General features: G+C 32.4%; 17 protein-coding genes. 11 read left to right on the forward strand and 6 right to left on the reverse strand.

The features are described 5' to 3' along the window. Positions 1-37: 37 nt before the first annotated feature. Positions 38-1204: a carboxynorspermidine decarboxylase gene (nspC, locus tag HMPREF9018_RS04580; RefSeq protein ID WP_036853984.1), complete on the reverse strand. Its 1167-nt coding sequence runs from the start codon at positions 1202-1204 to the stop codon at positions 38-40. Between the two features lie 336 nt (positions 1205-1540). Here nspC and HMPREF9018_RS04585 point away from each other — a divergent pair, with 336 nt between their 5' ends. The 11 genes from HMPREF9018_RS04585 (at position 1541) to HMPREF9018_RS04635 (ending at position 13990) form a co-directional block, all read left to right on the forward strand. After that, complete coding sequence (locus HMPREF9018_RS04585; RefSeq protein ID WP_008448699.1) at positions 1541-2479, forward strand: ribose-phosphate pyrophosphokinase; 939 nt, start codon at positions 1541-1543, stop codon at positions 2477-2479. Between the two features lie 277 nt (positions 2480-2756). Further along, positions 2757-3314 (forward strand): hypothetical protein, encoded by a 558-nt coding sequence (locus tag HMPREF9018_RS04590; protein ID WP_039864392.1) that lies wholly within the window; start codon positions 2757-2759, stop codon positions 3312-3314. Between the two features lie 228 nt (positions 3315-3542). Continuing rightward, positions 3543-4583 (forward strand): UDP-3-O-(3-hydroxymyristoyl)glucosamine N-acyltransferase, encoded by a 1041-nt coding sequence (lpxD, locus tag HMPREF9018_RS04595; RefSeq protein WP_008448864.1) that lies wholly within the window; start codon positions 3543-3545, stop codon positions 4581-4583. Between the two features lie 11 nt (positions 4584-4594). Then, positions 4595-5980 (forward strand): bifunctional UDP-3-O-[3-hydroxymyristoyl] N-acetylglucosamine deacetylase/3-hydroxyacyl-ACP dehydratase, encoded by a 1386-nt coding sequence (locus tag HMPREF9018_RS04600; RefSeq protein ID WP_008448831.1) that lies wholly within the window; start codon positions 4595-4597, stop codon positions 5978-5980. A gap of 20 nt (positions 5981-6000) precedes the next feature. Continuing rightward, positions 6001-6774: an acyl-ACP--UDP-N-acetylglucosamine O-acyltransferase gene (gene lpxA, locus HMPREF9018_RS04605; RefSeq protein WP_008448619.1), complete on the forward strand. Its 774-nt coding sequence runs from the start codon at positions 6001-6003 to the stop codon at positions 6772-6774. Between the two features lie 4 nt (positions 6775-6778). Continuing rightward, positions 6779-7687 (forward strand): tRNA (adenosine(37)-N6)-dimethylallyltransferase MiaA, encoded by a 909-nt coding sequence (miaA, locus tag HMPREF9018_RS04610; RefSeq protein WP_008448873.1) that lies wholly within the window; start codon positions 6779-6781, stop codon positions 7685-7687. Between the two features lie 46 nt (positions 7688-7733). Further along, positions 7734-10262 carry a transglycosylase domain-containing protein gene (locus HMPREF9018_RS04615; RefSeq protein ID WP_008448601.1) on the forward strand — a complete coding sequence of 843 codons (2529 nt, stop codon included), beginning with the start codon at positions 7734-7736 and terminating at the stop codon, positions 10260-10262. A 177-nt stretch (positions 10263-10439) separates the two neighbouring features. Next, positions 10440-12206: an AAA family ATPase gene (locus tag HMPREF9018_RS04620; protein ID WP_008448583.1), complete on the forward strand. Its 1767-nt coding sequence runs from the start codon at positions 10440-10442 to the stop codon at positions 12204-12206. A gap of 53 nt (positions 12207-12259) precedes the next feature. Next, positions 12260-12736 (forward strand): hypothetical protein, encoded by a 477-nt coding sequence (locus HMPREF9018_RS04625; protein ID WP_008448829.1) that lies wholly within the window; start codon positions 12260-12262, stop codon positions 12734-12736. A gap of 22 nt (positions 12737-12758) precedes the next feature. Beyond that, positions 12759-13346 carry an aminotransferase class IV gene (locus HMPREF9018_RS04630; RefSeq protein WP_008448671.1) on the forward strand — a complete coding sequence of 196 codons (588 nt, stop codon included), beginning with the start codon at positions 12759-12761 and terminating at the stop codon, positions 13344-13346. A gap of 128 nt (positions 13347-13474) precedes the next feature. After that, positions 13475-13990, forward strand: coding sequence for a 30S ribosomal protein S16 (locus HMPREF9018_RS04635; protein ID WP_008448773.1), 516 nt, complete (start codon positions 13475-13477; stop codon positions 13988-13990). Between the two features lie 239 nt (positions 13991-14229). On the opposite strand, the gene carB is transcribed toward HMPREF9018_RS04635, so the two are convergent. The 5 genes from carB to HMPREF9018_RS04660 are packed head-to-tail and all read right to left on the reverse strand — an operon-like array spanning position 14230 to position 23187. Continuing rightward, positions 14230-17454 (reverse strand): carbamoyl-phosphate synthase (glutamine-hydrolyzing) large subunit, encoded by a 3225-nt coding sequence (carB, locus tag HMPREF9018_RS04640; protein ID WP_008448853.1) that lies wholly within the window; start codon positions 17452-17454, stop codon positions 14230-14232. Continuing rightward, entirely contained in the window at positions 17454-18530 is a 1077-nt protein-coding gene (gene carA, locus HMPREF9018_RS04645; protein WP_008448807.1) for a glutamine-hydrolyzing carbamoyl-phosphate synthase small subunit, read from the reverse strand. The genes carB and carA overlap by 1 nt, the downstream gene beginning before the upstream one ends. Positions 18531-18559: 29 nt before the next feature. Further along, positions 18560-20473 (reverse strand): amidophosphoribosyltransferase, encoded by a 1914-nt coding sequence (locus HMPREF9018_RS04650; protein WP_008448616.1) that lies wholly within the window; start codon positions 20471-20473, stop codon positions 18560-18562. 57 nt (positions 20474-20530) lie between these two features. Further along, entirely contained in the window at positions 20531-22378 is a 1848-nt protein-coding gene (gene glmS / locus HMPREF9018_RS04655; RefSeq protein WP_008448836.1) for a glutamine--fructose-6-phosphate transaminase (isomerizing), read from the reverse strand. Between the two features lie 23 nt (positions 22379-22401). Further along, on the reverse strand, positions 22402-23187 hold the full coding sequence (locus tag HMPREF9018_RS04660) for a polysaccharide biosynthesis/export family protein (RefSeq protein ID WP_008448825.1): 786 nt from the start codon (positions 23185-23187) through the stop codon (positions 22402-22404). Positions 23188-23315: the final 128 nt, after the last annotated feature.

Raw genomic sequence — 23315 nt, forward strand, 5'->3', positions numbered from 1 at the left:
AATATTCTCATATCATATTATAGCAAAAGATATGCCATTAATCCATTCTGTCTCTATAATCTTCATAGCTATATGTACGAAGTATTTCTAAATCTTTATTACTATGAAGTAAGGCTATTGCTGGGTGTGAAATTCCATTAAATGTATTTGTTTTTACAGTAGTATAATGAAGCATATCCTCAAAAATAATATTTTCTCCGATTTGTAGTTTATGATCAAATTTCCAATTACCCATCCAATCGCCACTAAGGCAGCTATTTCCACCTAATCTATAAGTAAAAGGATCTGTTGTTTTTCCGCTATTAGGTTGCGTTTCTGCACCACGCACAATAGGATTATAAGGCATTTCTAAGCAATCAGGCATATGGGCAGTAAAACTAACATTAAGAATTGCTGTACGATATCCTCTATCTTCTATAATATCTACTACTTGCGATACAAGTGTACCTACTTGCCAACCAAAAGCACTACCAGGTTCTAAAATCACTTTTAACCATGGATAACGATTATGAAAGCCTTGTAATATGTTTATCAGCTTATCTATATTGTAATTTGCGTGTGTCATAAGATGTCCACCTCCAAAATTTATCCATTTTAATTGTGAAAACCAAACAGCAAATTTTTCTTCTATGTGTGCTAATGTTCGTTCAAAAACATCACTTCCATTTTCACAATGACAATGAATGTGAAATCCTTCTATATCTGAAGGCAATTTTTCAGGAATATTTTTTGCTAATATTCCAAATCTTGTACCAGGAGCGCAAGGGTTATATAATAATGTCTTTATTTCAGAATATTCAGGATTAACTCGAATCCCGAGACTGATTTTTTTATTATAAGCTCTTGCTTTTAAATGATAGCGTTCATACTGCTGTAAAGAATTAAAAGTAAGATGAGAGGAGCATTTTACAATATCTTTTATCTCATAATCTGTGTACGCAGGAGAAAAAGTATGACAAGGGGTTCCAAATTCTTCTAAACCTAAACGAGCCTCGTTTAAAGATGAAGCTGTAGTAGCATTAATATATTCTCTGAAAATAGGAAAAGTTTTCCATAAAGCGTATGCTTTAAAAGCTAAAATAATTTCCACAGATGCTTTATTTGCAATATTTGCAATAAGTGATAAATTCTTGCGTAATTTATCTTCTTCGAGCACATACATAGGTTTAGTAAGCTCTTTAAAAGTAGTTGAGTTTATCTTCATGATTGCAAAAATACTCATTTATTTGTAATTTCAGGAAAATATATTTACCTTTGCATTATAAAAATAGTTTTTAGTAAATATATATTGCTATTGTTTATATTTTTAGTATAATAAATTATCAAGGTATGAAGCTAGTCGTAATGACTATATCCACATATTGCATTGAGAAAAAATTGGGAATTATTTTTCCTTTGAGGAGATTTATGAATATATTCTTTTCTCAAAAACATATCATTCCTTTTCTTTATATTATTATATTTTTTGTTTGACTTTTTATGAGTATATAAAGAAATTGCATATAGAACAAATCTTTTACATTTATATAATATAAATAAAATGAGTAAAAATAACTCTTTTTTGGTTTTCTCTGGTACAAAAACGAGATATCTCGCAGAGAAAATATGCACAAGTTTAGGTTGTCCATTAGGAAACTTAGTTATGACTCGCTTCTCTGATGGTGAGTTTGTTGTTTCGTATGAGCAAAGTATTCGTGGTAAGGATGTTTTTTTAGTACAAAGCACTTTTCCGAATTCTGATAATCTTATGGAACTCTTGTTAATGATAGATGCAGCTAAGCGTGCTTCTGCCCGCCAGATTATAGCAGTAGTACCTTATTTTGGTTGGGCTCGTCAAGATAGGAAGGATAAGCCACGTGTAAGTATTGGTGCAAAGTTAATAGCTGATCTTCTAAGTGTTTCAGGTATTGATCGTTTAATAACTATGGATCTTCATGCAGATCAAATTCAAGGTTTCTTTAACGTTCCTGTAGATCATCTCTATGCTAGTGGAGTATTATTACCTTATGTACAAAGTTTAAAGCTTGATAATTTGGTTATAGCAAGCCCTGACGTGGGGGGGTCTAAACGTGCTAATACTTACGCTAAATATTTAGGTTGCCCATTAGTATTATGCAACAAAACACGAGCACGAGCAAATGTTATTGCTACTATGCAAATAATTGGTGATGTTAAGGATAAAAATGTAGTTATCGTTGATGATATGGTAGATACTGCTGGTACCATTACTAAAGCTGCAGATATAATGAAAGAAGCTGGTGCTACGAGCGTTCGTGCTCTTGCCTCTCATTGTGTAATGTCAGGACCTGCTACCGAGCGTGTAGAAGCATCTTCTCTAGACGAAATAGTTTTTACAGATTCTATACCTTATACTGATCGCTGTTCCAAGGTAAAGCAGATTTCTGTTGCAGATATGTTTGCTGAGACAATACGCCGTGTAGTAAATAATGAAAGTATTTCAAATCAATATCTTATATAAAATATATTATCATATATAATTTTGGCTTAAGTGGTATTGGGATAAGTATTTTAAGTTCTACTTTTATTTTTATTACCTTTATTTTAAGTTAAGCTAAGGTCTTTACTATTTTATAAGAAATAGAACTGTATTCTTAATATATAAGAATATGGTTCTTTTTTTAATTTATTCTATATTCCAGAAAAAACTATATATGGAAGGTACATATTAATAAAGAATGCTATTTTTTATAGTTCTGATTAAATTTTCATTTATTTTTTATACTTTTGTAAGTATTATGAAATGTAAAGTAAAATGCTCAACATGTGGCAATATATTTGCTGCAGAAACCCAAAAATATGGTAAAAATAAATTTCGATGTCCATATTGTGGGGCTATCTTAGAATGTAGTTTCGACAAGCCTGCTCCTTTTTATACAACAGCAAGAGAGGTCGTTCCATTGGTAAATATTACTAAAATAGAATCTCAAAAAGAAAACATCCCAGAAGTAAAAAGCAAATTACTTGCTATAGCTTCAAAAGATTTATCACAAACTAAGCAAGATAAATCAATTTACATTTCTAAACAAATATCCAATACATCTTCTCAAGCTAGTTTGATAATAAAAGATGCAGCTAAGACTACATCAAAAATTGTAGCTAGATCCTCTTTCTTTTTAATTAAGATACAAGAAAAATATAAGAATGGAGATTTGTGGATTTTTTTTATTTTTAGTTTTATATTTATTATTTTGACTATAGCTTTCCTTTTAATTTTTGCTGAACTTACAAATTTTTTAGCAAAAGGTCACTCATGGATCTTTAAGCATTATATAGAATTAAGAAATATGATTTGAGCATATTGTATATATAGTTTAATGAACTTTTATTTAAATATTTTGAATACTTCTTACGAATATAGTAGTAATATTTATAATAATAAAATTATATCACAAAAAAGTTGTCTTTGAACAGTTATATTCTTAATTCTATTTCTAAGAAAAATCATGAAATATTATTTATGTTATCAATGATTTTAATAAAATTTATCTATCTTTGCATTATAAATAATTATAATATATAGCATGGAATTTTCTGCAAAACAAATAGCACAGTTTATTCAAGGACAGGTTGAAGGAGATGAAAATGTTATCATCAATGATTTCTGCAAAATAGAAGAAGGTAAAAAAGGAAGTATTTCTTTTTTATCTAATCCAAAATATACTCATTATCTTTATACAACAAAGGCATCTGTAGTTTTAATAGATAAATCTATTGAAATAAATAGGCCATTTGATGTTACATTAATAAAAGTAGATAATGCCCGTGATTGCATAGCAAAGCTTTTACAACTATATGATAAGATGAAGCCTAAAAAGAAAGGTATTGATCCTTTGGCATTTGTATCTCCTACAGCAAAAGTTGGTGAAAATGTATACATAGGTGCTTTTGCTTATATTGGTGATAATGTTGTATTAGGGGATAATACAATGATATATCCACATGTAACAATAATGGATGAAACATCTTTGGGTGATAATTGTATTATATATCCTAATGTTACTATTTACAATAATTGTAAATTAAGTAATAATATTATTATTCATTCTGGGAGCGTTATAGGAGCTGATGGGTTTGGTTTTGCTCCTAATTTTGATAATAATTGCTATGATAAGATACCACAAATAGGTATAGTAACTATTGAAGATAATGTAGAAATAGGTGCAAATACTTGTATAGATAGAGCAACCATGGGAAGTACGTATATTCATAAAGGTGTAAAGCTTGATAATCTTATACAAATAGCTCATAATAATGATATAGGTGCAAATACTGTAATGAGTGCGCAGGTAGGTATTGCTGGTTCTACAAAAGTAGGAGAATGGTGTATGTTTGGTGGACAGGTAGGTATCTCTGGACATATAACTATAGGAAATAAAGTCTTTTTAGGAGCACAATCAGGAGTACCTGGCAAATTAAAAGATAATCAACAATTAATAGGCACTCCACCTATGCCACAACGTAATTACTTTAAGTCTCAAGCTATTTTTAAACAGTTACCTGAAATGTATAAGCAATTAAGTGCTTTACAAAAGGAAATAGAAAAATTAAAAAAACAGAAATAACACACTTATAAATGGAAACAGTAAAGCAGAAAACTCTTAAAGGTAGTTTTTCCTTATTTGGAAAGGGGCTTCACACAGGTTTAAATCTTACAGTAACTTTCAATCCTGCTCCTGAAAATACTGGATATAAAATACAACGTATTGATTTAGAAGGTCACCCTATTATTAATGCAGTCGCAGAATATGTAGAAGAAACTCAACGTGGTACTGTTCTAGTTAAAGGAAATATGCGTATTAGTACAATAGAACATGCTATGGCTGCTATATATGCAATGGGTGTTGATAACTGCTTAATACAAGTTAATGGTCCTGAGTTTCCTATACTTGATGGTTCTGCGGCTATGTATGTTCAGAAAATTAAGGAAGTTGGCTTAAGTGAACAAAATGCAGCAAAAGACTATTATATTATTCGTAAGAAAATAGAGATAAAAGATGGTGATTCTATTATCACTATTCTTCCAGACAACGACTTCTCTATAACAACAATGTGTTCATTTAAATCGAAATTTATTAGTAGCCAATTTGCTACACTGGATAGTATTTCCCAGTTTGAAGAAGAAATATCATCGGCTCGTACTTTTGTATTTGTACGTGATATTTTACCTTTACTTCAAGCTAATCTAATAAAAGGAGGAGATTTAGATAATGCTATTGTTATATACGAACAACATTTGGAACAGGAAAAATTGGACCAGTTAGCTGATTTGCTTCATGTTCCTCATATCGATGCTAATAATATTGGTTATATTCAACATAAACCTTTAAAATGGGATAATGAATGTACTCGTCATAAATTACTTGATATAATAGGAGATTTGGCTTTAATAGGCAAACCACTTAAAGGTAGGATAATAGCAACGCGTCCAGGTCATACTGTAAACAATAAGTTTGCTCGTCTCATGCGTAAAGAGCTTAGAAAGCATGATATTCAAGCCCCTGATTATGACCAAACTAAAGAGCCGTTAATGGATAATATACGTATAAAAGAGTTACTGCCTCATAGATATCCAATGCAGCTTATAGATAAAATCATTTCAATGGGGTCCACTACTATTGTTGGATTAAAGAATATATCAAGTGATGAACCTTTCTTTCAAGGTCATTTCCCAAGTGAACCTGTTATGCCTGGAGTTTTACAGGTCGAAGCTATGGCGCAATGTGGTGGACTATTGGTTCTTTCACAATTAGAAGAGCCTGAACGTTGGTCTACATATTTCTTAAGAATAAATGATGTTAAATTCCGTCAAAAAGTAGTTCCTGGAGATACTTTACTTTTTAAAGTTGAACTTTTAGCACCAGTTAGGCATGGTATAAGTTCTATGAAAGGATATGCCTTTGTTGGAGATAATGTCGTAACAGAGGCATCTTTTACAGCTCAAATTATAAAAAACAAGTAATTAAATTTTATATACTTACTATGAATAAAATTAGTCCATTAGCTTTTATACACCCAGATGCAAAACTTGGTGATAACAATATAATTGGTCCGTTTTGTTATATTGATAGTAATACAATAATTGGTAATAATAACAATTTACAAAACAGTGTAACTATTAATTATGGAGCACGTATAGGCAATGGTAATGAAATACTTGCCGGAGCAAGTATTTCTACTAAACCACAAGATTTAAAGTTTAATGGTGAAGACACCATTTGTGAAATAGGGGATAATAATTCTATACGCGAAAATGTAACTATTTCAAGAGGAACAGCTTCTAAAGGAACTACAATTGTTGGTAGTAATAATCTTTTAATGGAAAATATGCATATTGCCCATGATTGTCAGATAGGATCTAATTGTATAATAGGAAATTCCACTAAATTTGCAGGAGAAGTTACTATTGATGATGGTGCAATAATTTCGGCTGCTGTTCTTTGTCATCAATTTTGTCATATTGGTGGAGGGGTAATGGTGCAAGGAGGTAGCCGTTTTTCTCAAGATATTCCCCCTTTTATTATTGCAGGTAAAGACCCCGTAAGATATTGTGGTATCAATCTCGTAGGGTTACGTCGTAGGGGGTATAGTAATGATGAAATAACAGCCATTCATAATGCTTATCGCTTAATATATAGTACTGGTACCAAAGATGAAAATATTCAAAAAATAAAGGATACGATGGATATAACAGATGAGATACAGTATATTATCGATTTTGTAATTAATTCAGAACGTGGAATAATTCGGCAATAGAAACTTGAAAAAAAAGACATTAATAGTAATTACTGGTCCCACAGGAGTTGGTAAAACAGAAACAACTATTCAGATAGCAGAATATTTTAAAGCTATCATTCTTAATGCTGATTCTCGTCAACTATTTTCCGAAATACCAATAGGTACAGCGGCTCCTACTCCTATTCAGCAAGCAAGAGTTAAACATCTCTTTGTAGGAAACTTAAAACTAACAGATTATTATTCTGCAAGTAAATATGAACATGATGTTATTCAATATATGAAGCAAACATTAGACCCTATTACTATTTTATCAGGAGGGTCTATGATGTATATAGATGCTGTATGTAAAGGAATAGATGAAATCCCTACAGTATTACCACAAATACGTAAATCTTTAATTGTTCGTTTAGCTCAAGAAGGACTAGATAATCTTTGTAAAGAATTATATTATTTGGATCCTGAATATTATTCTATTGTTGATAAAAAAAATCAACGTCGCGTACTTCATGCTTTAGAAATATGTTTTCAAACTGGAAAAACTTATTCTTCATTTCGTACAAATGTTATAAAAAAAAGATCTTTTAATATTATTAAGATAGGATTAAATAGAGAGCGTGAAGAGCTTTACAACCGTATTAATCAACGTGTTTTAAAGATGATAGATGATGGATTAGAAAAAGAAGTATTAAGAGTTTATCCTTATCGATATTTAAATTCGCTCAATACTGTTGGATATAAAGAAATGTTTCAATATGTAGATGGATTAACAACACTTGATGAAACTATATTTAAAATACAAAGTAATAGTCGGCGATATGCACGAAAACAACTAACATGGCTTAATAAAGATAATGAAATACAATGGTTTACTCCATATAATATTGAAGGAATCTTAAATTATATTACCCAAAAACTAAATACACTAAGATAATAATTACCTTTGTAATTAATAAACTTATAGTGTTACACTTTATAATATGAAGAGATTTTTTATTTTTATAAAAAAAACTATCAGAGGATTTTTGATCTTTTTTTCATGGTATGTACACCTATATAAAGATAGGGCTTGGTATACAAAAATTGCATTAGTTTTTATGTCATTAATTGTCTCCATTTTCTTATTTTTAGGAATGGTAGATATAAATTTCTTAGGTTTATTTGGAAAATCTCCGGGTTTTTTTGAAATAAGAACTCCACCTACATATGCTGCTTCAGAAATATATAGTTCCGACTCTGTACTAATAGGTAAATATTTTAAAGAAAACAGAACCCCTGTTAAATATAAAGATGTTAATCCTATTTTTTGGAAAGCACTTATAAGTACTGAAGATGAACGTTTTTATAGCCATCATGGTATTGATTTTATGGGTATTGGTGGTGCTTTAAAAGATGCCATTACTCGTAGTGATGCACGTGGTGCTTCTACCATTACGCAACAATTAGCTAAGAATATGTTTCGCGTACGTACACAATATTCTACAGGATTTTTAGGACATATACCTGGTATTCGTATGCTCATAATGAAGAGCAAGGAGTGGATAATAGCGATTAAGCTTGAAATGATATATTCCAAGAAAGAGATTCTTACAATGTACGCTAATACTGTTGATTTTGGTAATAATGCTTATGGTATCAAAACTGCTGCACGCACTTATTATGATACTAATCCTGCTAATCTTACTACAGACCAAGTGGCTACATTAGTAGGAATGCTAAAGGCTACTACATATTATAGCCCACTACTCCATCCTAAAAAATCATTAAAGCGACGCAACACTGTTTTATATAACATGGTTACACATAATGTTTTGAGTCGCGATAAATATGCCGCACTTATAAAACTTCCTATAAAACTTAACATACATGTAGAAGAAAATTATGCTGGAAAAGCACAGTATTTTAGAGGATATGTAGCCCATTATCTCGAAAATTGGTGTAAAGATAATGGTTATGATCTATATAGTAGTGGGTTAAAAATATATACAACTATTGATACGCGTATGCAAAAAATGGCAGAAGATGCTGTTCGTAAGCAGATGAAACGTATTCAAAAAGAGTTTGAACAGCATTGGGGAAATCAAGATCCATGGAGAGATGAGAAAGGAAATGTCATTCCAGGGTTTATAGAAAGTATTGCAGAGCGACAGCCTTTTTATAAACATCTTGTTCAAAAATATCCTAACAATAGGGATAGTGTCTTATATTACCTCAATAAGCCTCATAATGTAAAATTATTTGATTATGATAAAGGTATAATAGAAAAACGAATGTCTTCAATGGATTCTATCAGATATATGGTTCGTTTTATGCATTGTTCTATGGTAGCAATGGAACCAGATACAAGAGCTGTTCGGGCATGGGTTGGTGATGTTGACTTTAATACATGGAAGTATGATAAAGTGATAGCAGAGCGACAACCTGGTTCTACTTTTAAATTATTTGTTTATTCTGAAGCTATGAACCAAGGATTAACTCCTTGTGATAAACGTCGAGATGAATATATATCAATGCAAGTAATAGATAAGAAAACAGGGTTGATGCAAACGTGGAGGCCTTCAAATGCTAATGGACGTTTTTCGGGTGATTCAATACCGCTTCATCTTGCTTTTGCTAAAAGCATTAATTCCATAGCTGTTCGTCTTGGACAAGAAATGGGTATAAAGAATATTATTCATACTGCTCAGGATATGGGTATTAAGAGTCCTTTAGATGACGAGCCTTCATTAGCTTTAGGAGCAAGTGATGTTAACTTATTAGAGATGACAGATGCTTATAGTACTGTAGCTAATTATGGTGAACATAGAGATCCTATTGTCATTACACGTATTTTAGATAAAGATGGTAATGAAGTTTATGTGGCTCCGCGCAATCATACTCAGGCTATTCCATATAAAAGTGCCTATTTAATGCAATTAATGCTTAAGGCTACTTTAACTGATCCTAATGGAACAAGTCGGACGCTTAAGAATTATATTTTTAATGATACAGACTGGGGAGGTAAAACTGGAACAACTAATAATCACTCTGATGCCTGGTATATGGCAGTAAGTCCGAAACTCGTAATAGGTGCTTGGGTAGGAGGAGAATATCGTAGTATACATTTCCGCACAGGTGCACTTGGACAAGGATCAAAAACAGCATTACCTATTTGTGGAGAATTTATTTATAGCCTTATGCGTGATAGACGTTTCATAAAGTATCATACAAAATGGCACCTTGATCCTGATGAGGGAATTGATTCTACCGCATATTTTTGTACCCGTTATATTCCAAAGCGTAAAAAAGTAGATTATGATAGTCTTAGAACTACTCGTTTGCAACGGCAAAATCAAGACGAAGAAGATGAGGATAATATAGATAAAATAGAAGATAATCCTAATACTTCAGAGTCGCCCACTTCTTCTAAAGGTGAACAACATAACTCATCACCAGAAAGGCAAAATTCATCAACAATAGAAGAATCGAATATAAAACAACTTAAAAAACCAAAAGTAGAGAAACTTTAAATTTGGATAGTAACAATATATATATTATTATAATCTTTGTTTTAAAAGTCAATTTATCTACTGCAAACAATTAACAAATATTATATGAGTTGGGAAAATAAATGGTAAGACGATAAAAAGAAATATATCTGTTTATTTTACTTTTTCTTTATGGCCTAATAATTATATAAAAAGAAAATGGGTAAAGAACATTTAAAAAGCAAAACAATATTGGATATTGATTTGGATAATCCTGAATTGCAAAATGCTCTTCAAATTATTCAATTCACGCATAACTCTTTATTTTTAACAGGAAGAGCAGGTACTGGTAAATCCACATTCTTACGCTATATTGCTCAAACTACTAAAAAAAAATGTATTATACTTGCGCCTACAGGCATTGCGGCTATAAATGTTGGTGGGAGTACTTTACATAGCTTTTTTAAATTACCTTTTCACCCTCTTCTTCCTAACGATCAGCGTTATTCTGTTAGTCAGCTGCGTAATACTTTAAAATATAATAGTGATAAAGTAAAACTTCTGCGTGAGATAGAACTTATTATTATTGATGAAATAAGTATGGTTCGTGCAGATATAATAGATTTTATTGATAAAGTGCTTCGTGTATATACACATAATATGCGTGAACCTTTTGGGGGTAAGCAACTTCTTCTAGTGGGTGATATTTATCAACTTGAGCCTGTTGTTAAAGAAGAAGATCGTCGCCTTTTGCAATCTTATTACTCGAATAATTTCTTTTTCAACGCTAAGATTTTTCGTGAATATCCTCTAATAAGTATCGAACTTAATAAGGTGTATCGTCAATCAGATCCGAAGTTTATATCCATTCTTGATCATTTTCGAACAAATAATGCCACAGAAAACGATTTTAAAATAATTAATTCAAGAGTTAAAACTTTTTCGTTTTCACATTCTTCTAAAGATAAATCTTCTTTTACCATCACTCTTTCTTCTAAAAGAGATACAGTAGATTGGATTAACAAAGAGGAATTAAATAAGCTTTCTGGTTCACCTACAAGTTTTATTGGTGAAATAAAAGGAGAGTTTCCTGATAATAGTCTTCCAACTCCTATAGAACTTAATATTAAAGAGGGAGCTCATATTATGTTTATAAAAAATGATATAGATCATCAATGGGTTAATGGTACATTAGGCATAATAAGTGGCATTAATGAGGAAGAAGGGTTAATATATGTTATAGTTGAAGAAGGAAAGGAAGTACAAGTTCAACGTGAGCTATGGGAAAATGTACATTATACGTTTAATGAGAAAGAGAGAAAAATAGAAGAAGAGCAAATAGGCACTTATAAACAGTTCCCTATTAAACTGGCTTGGGCTATAACTATTCATAAAAGTCAAGGACTCACCTTTAATAACGTTAATATTGATTTTAGTGATGGAGTATTTGCTGGCGGACAAGCATATGTTGCCCTTTCACGTTGTACTTCTTTAGAAGGCATCACTCTTAAAACGCCACTTAGTCGTAATGAAGTTTTTGTATGTAACGAAGTTTCCAATTTTGCAAGTCATTTCAATAATAACAAAATTATATCACAGGTTTTAAAGCAAAGTAAAGCTGATCGTGAATATGTTGATGCTATAAAAGATTTTAACAAAAGGGATTTTGATAGCTTTCTTAAAAATTTTTTTAAGGCCATTCATAGTAGATATGATATAGAGCGTCCTAATATCCAAAGATATATACGAAGAAAATTAAATATAATAAACCTTTTGCACAATGAGCTTGAATTGTTAAAGAAAGAGCGTCAGAATAAGGAAATACTGCTTAAAAAGCTTTCTATGGAATATGTACTTATGGGGAAAGATTGTGAGTATGAGGGTGTTAAAGAAGCTGCTATAAACAATTATAAAAAAGCACTTGAATTATATCCAGATAACCCTGAGGCGAAAAGAAAACTTTATGAATTAACTAAAAAAACTTAGATAAAAATATCTATTTTATCTATCATTAAATATTTCAAATATACAATTATGACATGAAGAAAAAATCTATAAGTTCATCACTACTTATTTTAGTTATTTTTATATTACTGATTATTATATTTAATCGTAAAAAAATAACTTCATCTATACCTCTGTCTGATACCGTAGAAGCTTCAAAATTTATTCCTATTAAAACGAAAAATCATATTAATATAAATTTAAAAAATATTACTTCATTGGATTTTCCCAAATATAGTATTACTAAAGAGAATGTTTTTATACCTGATACTCTAAGTCTTGCTGAAGATGAAGAAAATATTGCTAGTGGTAATTATACAGCAATACTTACTCTTGATACTATACTAAATAAAAAATTTATAGCTCAAATACAAAAAAATGCACTAAAAGATACTTGTTGGAAAATAAAAGATGCTTATATCTCATATATTCACAAAGATAAAAAAGGAGGAAAATATAACATTAGTTTTTCTACTAAAGGTAGGCAGATTACAGTAACTCATATAGAATGAAAGTATAATATCTTACAATCATATGATACAATTCTTAGAAACAATACGTCTTGTTAATGGGGTTTTACAACATATAGATTTACATCAACAACGTGTAAATAATACTTTAAGAGCATATTATAATGAAAAAATAGATCTTTCTTCTATAAAAATACCATATCCTTATAAAGAAGGTGTATTCAAATGCAGGATAGTATATGATAAAAAGATACAAGAAATTAAATTCATACCATATACTATTAAGATTCGCAAAACTGTAAAATTAATTATTAATAATAATATAAATTACCAATATAAGTATGCTAATCGTACAGAACTGGATTCATTATTGCACAATGCAAATACTGATGATATTATTATAATAAAGAATGGGTTTCTTACAGATAGTGCTTATGCTAATATAATATTGCAAAACAGTAATGGACTTTTTACACCAGCTCATCCGCTTTTATATGGCACAATGCGTCAATATCTACTTAATAATAATTTTATTATTAGTAAAGATATTCATATAAATAGTCTATCATATTTTCAATATATTTATTTTATAAATGCTATGCAGCCTTTTGGAAGCCAACCGCCTATATACGTTAAAGATATTATACTATAGAATGAAAATATGATTTTATATTAATTAAAATATTGATCTTCTTGTTTATTCAGCTAAATTATTGTAATTTTGCAGAGCTATTACGGGCTAATAGCATTAAAAATTCAAACCTTTAAAATAAAAATTAAATGGCAACAAAAATCAGATTGCAACGTGGCGGTCGTAAAAGCTATGCTTTTTATAGTATTGTTATCGCTGACGTTCGTGCACCACGTGATGGTAAATTTACTGAAAAGATTGGTACTTATAATCCTAACACCAATCCTGCTACTGTAGATTTGAATTTCGAACGGGCTCTTTATTGGGTAGAAACAGGTGCTCAGCCTACAGACACTGTTCGTAACATTCTCAAAGGAGAAGGTGTTTATTTAATGAAACATTTGCGCGGTGGAGTAAAGAAAGGTGCTTTTGATGAAGCTACTGCTGAAAAGAAGTTTGATGCTTGGAAGCAAGCTAAGACTAATGCTACTGAAGCTGCAGAAAAGAAAGCAGCTGAAGAGAAAAAGGCTGCTGCAGCAAAGAACCTTGAAGAAGAAAAGAAAGTCAAAGAAGCAATTGCTAAAAAGGTAGCAGAGAAAAAGGCTCAAGCTGCACAAGCTGCAGCTGAAGAGTCAGCTCCCACAGAGGAGCAAGCTGCTGAATAAAAAGCATAAAGCTTAGGCTTACTATTAAAAGTAGGAGGTAAACACTAATAATAGATGTTTACCTCCTTTTTTTTTACATACTTATTATACCAACTCCCTTAGAAATAGTACAATTAGTAAAATATATAACAAAATAGGCTGGTAAAATAGCCAGCCTATCAATTTGTCTATTATAAATATTTGGAGCTTTTTCTGCTTACCAAATTATCCATTACACTTAAACAAGTTAAAATTAATATTTAATACTCTCCCCATGCTTTTATATCTATATCTTCAAGTTTTACAGTGCAAAAAGCTTGAATAAATGCACTTGCAAGACGACTATTTGTTATAAGTGGAACATTAAGATCAATAGCTGCACGTCGTATTTTATATCCATTTGTAAGTTCTCGAGGAGTTAGATCCTTGGGGATATTAACTACCATATCTATTTTCTTTTCATGCAAAAGGTCTAGAGCTTGCGGATATGCTCCCTTATCAGAAGGCCAATACACAAGGGTGTTAGGTATATTATTTTCTGTAAGATACTTGGAAGTACCACTGGTAGCATATAATTTATACCCATTTTGAATTAAAATTTTCGCAGCATCAAGCATTTCAGCTTTTTGTTTAGCTCCACCTGTAGATAACAATACAGTCTTTTTAGGTATACGATGACCTACGGAAAGCATACTCTTAAGAAGAGCTGTAGATGTATCTTCTCCAATGCAGCCAACCTCTCCTGTAGAGCTCATATCAACGCCTAATACAGGATCTGCCTTTTGAAGTCTGTTAAACGAAAATTGTGAGGCTTTGATACCTACGTAATCGAGATCGAAAAGATTTTTATTTGGTTTCTCAACCGGAACTCCAAGCATTACTTTTGTAGCAAGATCTATGAGATTTATTTTTAACACTTTACTTACAAAAGGAAAAGAACGACTTGCTCGCAAGTTACATTCAATAACTAATATATCATTATCACGTGCCATAAACTGAATGTTAAAAGGACCATTGATATGTAAAGCTTTAGCTATTTGCTTACTTACGCGCTTTATGCGTCGCACTGTTTCTACATATAGTTTCTGAGGAGGGAATTGTATAGTAGCATCACCAGAGTGAACTCCAGCAAATTCTATATGTTCTGAAATAGCATAGGCTAAAATTTCACCATCTTTAGCCACAGCATCCATTTCTATTTCTTTTGCATTTTCTATAAACTTGCTAACCACCACTGGGTGATCTTCACTAACATTCGCTGCTAATTGTAAAAAGCGTACAAGTTCATCATTATTTGAACATATATTCATAGCCGCACCCGATAACACATACGATGGACGAACAAGTACAGGAAAACCTACACGATCTACAAACTTCTGAATATCATCCATACTGTTAAGTGCACTCCATTCTGGCTGATTTATACCATAGTTAGTAAGCATAGATGAGAACTTTGCACGATCTTCTGCATTATCAATGTCATGAGCAGAGGTTCCAAGAATAGGGACATTTTCCTCATCTAAATACATTGCAAGATTATTAGGTATCTGTCCACCAGTCGATACTATAATACCATAAGGCATTTCCATGTCTATGATATCCATAACACGTTCAAATGTTAGCTCATCGAAATAAAGACGATCGCACATATCATAATCAGTAGATACTGTTTCTGGATTATAATTGATCATTATAGAGCGATAGTTTTGTTTACGAATAGTATTTAGAGCTTGTACTCCACACCAATCAAATTCTACAGAACTACCTATACGATAAGCCCCAGAACCAAGTACAATGATACTTTTACGTTTATCGTCAAAAGTTATATCAGAAGCTACGCCAGAATAAGTTACATAAAGATAATTGGTTTGAGCAGGATATTCTGCAGCTAAAGTATCAATTTGTTTTACTACAGGTATTATTCCAAGAGCTTTTCTATGACGACGTACTATCATCATAGCTTTATGCATATTTGGACTATCATTCTCTAAACCAATAGCTCGGGCTATTTGAAAATCGGTAAATCCATTTATTTTTGCCTCTAAAAGTAGTTCTTTGTCAATAGTATTGATATTACTCTTTTTAAGTTTTTCATCAATATCTATAATATGCTTTAATTTGTAAAGAAACCATTTATCTATTTTAGTAAGATCATGTATTTTATCTACAGTATACCCCTTATGAAAGGCTTTTGATATAACAAATATACGTTTATCTGTAGGTTCATGAAGAGCTGCAGCTATATCATCTATCTGTAATTCTTTATTTTCTACAAAGCCATGCATGCCCTGCCCTATCATACGAAGACCTTTTTGAATAGCTTCTTCAAAGTTGCGACCTATAGACATAACTTCACCTACAGACTTCATACTCGAGCCTAATTCCTTATCTACTCCTCGAAATTTACTTAAATCCCATCGTGGTATTTTACATACTACATAGTCAAGTGCTGGTTCAAAGAAAGCTGATGTTGTCTTAGTAACAGAGTTTTTAAGTTCGAACAAACCATATCCTAAACCTAATTTTGCTGCTACAAAAGCTAACGGATAACCTGTAGCTTTACTAGCAAGGGCTGATGAACGAGAAAGACGTGCGTTAACCTCGATAACTCTGTAATCTTCACTTTCCGGATCAAAAGCATATTGAACATTACACTCTCCCACTATACCTATATGACGAACTATCTTAATAGATAAGGCACGAAGTTTATGATATTCTGTATTGGTAAGAGTTTGCGAAGGAGCTACAACAATAGATTCTCCTGTATGAATACCAAGCGGATCAAAATTTTCCATATTGCAAACAGTAATACAGTTATCATAGCGATCTCGTACCACTTCATATTCTATCTCTTTCCAGCCTTTTAAGCTTTTTTCTACCAAAACCTGAGGAGAAAAAGAAAAAGCCTTTTCGCATAATTTATTGAGTTCTTGCTCATTATCAGCAAAACCACTACCTAAGCCTCCTAAGGCATATGCTGCACGCACTATAACAGGATAACCTAATATCGTAGCAGCATGACGCGCCTGATTGATATTTTCGCAAGCTTCACTTTTAATAGTTTTTACTTCTATCTCATAAAGTCGTTCTACAAAAAGTTCACGATCTTCTGTGTTCATTATTGCACCTACAGGTGTACCTAAGACACGTACATTATGTTTTTTAAGAATGCCAGAACGCTCTAATTCTACACCACAATTCAGAGCTGTTTGCCCTCCGAATGACAAAAGTATCCCATCAGGCTTTTCCTTTTCTATTACACGCTCTACAAAATAAGGCTGAACAGGTAGATAATAAATCTGGTCGGCAACACCTTCTGATGTTTGCACTGTTGCTATATTAGGATTTATAAGCACTGTAGAAATACCTTCTTCACGCAATGCTTTTAATGCTTGTGAGCCAGAATAGTCAAACTCTCCAGCCTCACCTATCTTTAATGCGCCTGAGCCAAGTAGCAGGACTTTTTTTATTGATTCGTCTTTCATTACTTCAAAGTTTCTACAAATTTATCAAACATAAAATAAGTATCTACAGGGCCAGAACAAGCCTCTGGGTGAAATTGTGCTGTGAACCATGGGTTTTTAGTATGACGTATACCTTCATTACTACCATCATTCATATTTACAAATAGTTCTTCCCATTCTTTATCAAGAGTAGATGCATCTACAGCATAACCATGATTTTGAGAAGTTATATAACACTTGTTTGTACCAACCATTCTTACAGGTTGGTTATGACCACGATGCCCATATTTTAATTTATAAATAGTTGCTCCTGCAGCCTTAGAAAGTAGCTGGTTACCCATACAGATGCCACAAATAGGTTTTGTACTATTATTAATATGCTTGCGAATTATATTCACTGCATCATTACACATGTCAGGATCCCCAGGACCATTACCTAAGAAAAGGCCATCATATTCCATATTACTATAATCATAATTCCAAGGTACTCGTATAACCTCTACTCCACGATTAATAAGACTTCTAATAATATTTGCTTTTACGCCACAATCTACTAAAACAACTTTCTTACCAGCTCCTTCATTATAATGGATTATCTTTTTAGTAGACACACGATCTACAAAATTTACTCCTTCATAATCGGCTTCTGGAATATTATTAGGTTCGTCGTCAAACAAAATTTTTCCCATCATAACTCCATGCTCACGCAATACTTTTGTAAGTTCACGAGTATCTATTCCTGTTATACCTGGCACTTTCTCACGCTTTAACCAATCTGAAAGACTTTCAGATGAATTCCAGTGTGATGGCTGCTCACTATAATTAGAAACTATAATAGCGGATACATATATTTTATTACTTTCCATAAAAGTGGGTAAACCATTTTTTTCAAAAGTAAAAGCAGGTACACCATAATTACCTACAAGTGGGAACGTCATAGTTAATAACTGTCCTGCATAAGATGGATCTGTCAAACTTTCAGGATACCCCATCATAGCTGTATTGAAAACAACCTCACCAGCTACAGGAGCTTCATAACCAAAAGACTCTCCGTGAAATTTAGAGCCATCACTTAAAACTAAAGTTACTTTCCTCATTATTTATTATAGTATAATTTTTTATAGTTTTATAACAACTTGTTGTCTTCTTTACTTATAGAATAATTATTCTCATAAAATTTAATAAAAGAATGGTTTACTAACCGCATTCCACCTGATGTAGGATAATTACCAGTAAAATACCAATCACCTTTATGGTTAGGTATTGCTTTATGTAATCCCTCTATACTTTGAAAAATAAGTTCTACAGGAGTTGTCATACCTTCAGGTCGAAGCATTTCCACAAGTTTTTGATTAATCTCTTCTACTGTAAAAGGAGCATAGATAGCACGAACAGGGTTTTGTATTTCGTCAGTAAGTTCTTTTTTTACTTCTACTTTACAAGCCTCATATACTTCTTTTAATATATGCTCCATTTTTTGCTCTTTTATAAGTTTTATTGTTGCCTGAAACACACAAAACTCTTCCAAATGTGGCATATCTATACCATAATAGTCAGGGTATCGTATCTGTGGAGCACTCGATACTATTACTATCTTCTTTGGATGAATACGATCTAACATCCTAAGAATGCTTTCTTTAAGAGTAGTGCCTCGCACAATAGAATCGTCTATTACTACTAAGTTGTCAATATATGGTACTATACACGAATAGGTAACATCATAAACATGAGAAGCAAGATCTTTACGAGAATTACCTTCTGTAATAAAGGTGCGCAACTTAATATCTTTCCAAGCTACTTTTTCGGTACGTATATCTTGATTTACTATTTTTATATAATCTTCTAATGGTGCATAAGGCTTCATGTTAGCTAATTGCTTTACTTTTTCCTTATTTAACCATTGCTTACAGCCATGTAATAAGCCATAGAAAGCTACTTCTGCAGTATTAGGAATATATGAAAGAACTGCATGCTCATAATCATAATCTACTTTTTCTAACACTTTAGGAGCTAATTGCTGACCTAATTTTTCACGTTCATTATAAATATCTCTATCTGATCCACGAGAAAAATATATGCGTTCAAAAGAACATGCTGAAATATTCTTTGATTCAATAATTTGTTGTAAAGAACACTCTCCTACCCTATTTACTATTAAAGCTTGTCCGGGCATTAATTCTTTTATATTCTCACATTCTAAGTCGAAGGTTGTTTGGAGCACAGGACGCTCACTTGCAAGTACTACTATCTCGTCGTTTTTATAATAGAAGGCAGGTCGTATTCCCCACGGATCGCGCATAGAGAACATCTCACCAGAACCTGTCATACCGCAAATAACATAACCTCCATCAAAATGTTTCATTGTAGTTTTAAGGACATTGCTTACATCTAAGTTGTCTTCTATATAATTAGTAATATCCTGTCCTTCTAAACCGTTCTCTTTAGCTATAACAAAATTTCGCTCTACTTCCCTGTCTAATCTATGCCCCATCAGCTCTAAAAGAATATAAGTATCGCTATAAATGCGTGGACATTGTCCCTGAGCTGTAAGTTTTTGAAAAACCTCTTCAATATTGGTCATATTGAAATTGCCACACATACTTAAATTCTTTGCTTTCCAATTATTTCTACGCAAAAAAGGATGAACATAAGAAAGCCCACTCTTACCTGTAGTAGAATATCTAAGATGACCCATATACAATTCACCTGCAAAGGGAATATTCTTTTCAACAAAAGGAATATCATTTAGTTCATCATGAGAATAGTCCTTATAAAGATTATGTAAATTCTTAAAAATATTGCTTACAGCGTTTTTCCCCTCTGCCCTCTCTCTAAACATATATTCACTACCCGGAAGAGATGAAAGCTTTACAGAAGCAATACCTGCTCCTTCTTGTCCACGATTATGCTGCTTTTCCATCATAAGGTAAAGCTTGTTAAGCGCATACATCCATGTACCATATTTCTTTTGATAGTACTTTAGAGGTTTAAGCAGCCGTATTACCGCAACACCACAGTCTTCATGAATGTTTTTGTCCATCTAAAAAAATAATATTCTTTATTTATAATTATATATAAAATAAAAGTCAGTAAACCGTTATTCAACGGTAACCGACTTTGCTAAGTTTCTTGGCTGATCTACATCCTTTCCTTTACAGACTGCTATGTGATAAGCTAACAACTGTAAGGGTATTGTTGCTACTAAAGGCTCTAAACACTCTAAAGTATCAGGAAGCTCTATAACAGCGTCAGCTATCTTAGATATAGTAGTATCTCCTTTAGAGACCAAAGCTATAACATAACCCTGCCGCGCTTTTATTTCTTGGATATTGCTGCGAACTTTTTCATACATTACATTATGAGTAGCAATGGTAACTACAGGCATGTCAGAATCTATTAAAGCTATAGGGCCATGTTTCATTTCTGCAGCAGGATACCCCTCTGCATGAATGTATGAAATTTCCTTCAACTTCAAAGCTCCTTCTAAGGCTACAGGATAAGTAAAACCTCGCCCAAGGTAAAGAAAATTTCTTGCATAAGTGAAGATGCGTGCTAAATCAGCCACCTGATCATTTACTTTTAATACTTCTTCTATTTTTGAAGGTATATTAGATAGCTCTTCAACTATCTTTACATATTCAGTACATTTCATAGACCCTTTTATATAAGCCAATGATAGTGCAAACATTGTTAACACTGTTACCTGCCCTGTAAAAGCCTTTGTAGAGGCTACCCCTATCTCAGGGCCTACATGTATATAAGTACCGGTATCAGTTGCACGCGCTATACTTGAACCTATAGCATTACAAATGCCATATATAAAAGCTCCTTTCGACTTTGCTAATTCTACAGCTGCTAACGTATCAGCTGTTTCTCCACTTTGTGAAAGGGCTATGACAACATCATCAGAAGTAACAACAGGATTACGATAACGAAACTCACTTGCATATTCCACATCAACAGGAATTCTGCAAAATGTTTCTATAGTTTGTTTACCTATCAGACCTGCGTGCCAACTTGTACCACAAGCTACTATTATTATCCTTTTTGCACTGAGCAACTGCTCTCGATGATCTATCAAAGCACTTAAAGTAACATTATTATGCTCAATATTTATGCGACCACGCATACAGTTAGTCAAGCATGCAGGTTGCTCAAAAATCTCTTTAAGCATAAAGTGGGAATAGCCACCCTTTTCTATTTGACCTAACTCTATATCTACTGTCTTTATCTCTGGTGAAAGCTTTTCGTTAAGAATACTTACTACTTTTAAAGGTTCACCAAGCTTCATCACTGCTATGTTCTCATCATCAAGGTAGACAACCTTGTCGGTATACTCTATTATAGGACTGGCATCAGAACCTAAAAAGAACTCGTCTTCACCCATTCCTATTACTAAAGGACTTTGTTTGCGAGCAGCTATAATAACATCTGGATGCGATTTGTCTATAATAGCTATAGCATATGCGCCTATTACCTGACGTAAAGCTATTTGTACTGAAGTAAGAAGATCTAACTTCTTTTTTATCTGAATGTACTCTATAAGCTGTATAAGCACTTCCGTATCAGTATCTGAGCGAAACTTTACACCTTTATCTTGAAGATTGTGCTTTATCTCTGCATAATTTTCAATGATTCCATTATGAATAATAGCCAAATTTTTCGATTGGGAATAATGTGGGTGTGCATTTGTAGAAGACGGCTCGCCATGAGTAGCCCAACGAGTATGAGCAATACCTATAGAACCTGAAATATCCTTATCCTCACAAAACGCTTCAAGATCAGATACCTTTCCTTTTGTTTTAAAAACATTAAGAGCATCATGATTGTTTATCAAAGCTACACCTGCACTATCATATCCTCTATATTCTAACCTTTTTAAACCCTTTATAAGGATAGGATATGCCTCGCGTTTTTTTCCTAAGTATCCTACAATACCACACATAAAATTATTCTAAATATAATTATTTATTTTAGTAAAGCTATAACCGTTGTTAGCAGACCTAAACCAAAACCGGTATATGTCATCCATTCCTTTGATGTAGGACCTTGGTTAGACCCCTTAGCCTTAGCCTTATTTGGCTCTACATAAACAATATCATTTTGCTGAAGATAATAATAAGGAGAGTTTATTATATTAGCATCATTCAAATTTAAACGTACTACATGCTTTTCACCAGCAGCATCTTCACGAATAAGCATAATATTATCGCGCTTGCCATATAATGTTAAATCGCCAGCTTGAGCCAATGCTTCCATTATATTTATCTTTTCTGTTGCAACAGGAATAACACCCGGACTACCAACTTCTCCTGTTACTGTAACATGATAGCTTGCCATCATTACCGTAACTACAGGATTCTCTGTACGAGCTAAATAAGGCTGTATCTTGCTTTTAAGAAGATCCTCACACTCCGTCTTGGTGAGCCCTGAAACATGTACTTTACCTATAATAGGAAAATTAATAAAGCCTTCATTACTTACCAAATAAGAACCCTTATTAGAAGAAGAGCCTAAACTACCCGTACCCTGCTGTCCACTTATATTAAAAGGAGCTGAAGCCGCAGGATTTATAGTAAATACTCCTATAGATAATAAGTCTTTTGGCATTATCTTTGCATCATAAAGACCTCTTGATGGTGCCAAACTTATAGAATCTATATTAGTTAAATATGTTACACCTTTACTCGATCCGCAACTATACATAATTGCAATAACAGCAACAATTACTAAAGTATAAATAAATTTTTTCATATTAATAGTAGTACAAAATCTAATATCAAATCATAATTCGTTGCAAAAATACTATTAATTTTCCATAACCACAAGCTAACAAAGTACTTTTATACTTCTCATCATGTTATTATAGAATAAATTATTAC

The sequence above is a fragment of the Prevotella amnii CRIS 21A-A genome (genome assembly GCF_000177355.1).
GTDB lineage: Bacteria > Bacteroidota > Bacteroidia > Bacteroidales > Bacteroidaceae > Prevotella > Prevotella amnii.